The 430-nt window shown below is 69.5% G+C and carries 1 protein-coding gene; it reads right to left on the reverse strand.

Features of this window, described 5'->3' with window-relative positions:
* Positions 1 to 257: hypothetical protein (locus AC1DUE_RS20410; RefSeq protein ID WP_477041227.1), on the reverse strand; the 257-nt coding region annotated here is incomplete at its 3' end.
* Positions 258 to 430: the final 173 nt, after the last annotated feature.

Below are 430 nucleotides of genomic sequence, written 5' to 3' on the forward strand. Positions count from 1 at the left end.
GTGCGGAGGAGGACCGCGCCGACCAGCTTGTCGCCGGTCCAGATGCCGTGGAGCCGCCCGGCGTCGGCGGCGGTCTTCTCCGCGTACGCCTGGAGGAACGCCCGGCTCGACTCCAGGTCCGTGACGACATCGGGCAGCGCGTTGTGCTGCCCGATGAACTCCCGCCCCCGGTCGATGTGGGCCAGGAACTCCTCGGCCCGCCACGGCTCCAGCGGGCGCAGCTCGGCGCCGTCGTCACCCAGGGATATCGCGTACATCGTCACCTTCAACAGTCGGAAGCAGCGCACTGCGCAGGGATCTTCCCACGGGCGGCGTGACCGGCGACGCCTCAGTGGTCGAGGACTGTCAGGTCGAGCTGGTGCAGCCGTTCGGGGTCGGACAGTACGTCGATGGCGACGGTTCTGCCGTCCGTGACGGTGAAGGCCATGAC

The sequence above is a fragment of the Cellulomonas sp. P4_A2 genome, from assembly GCF_056402515.1.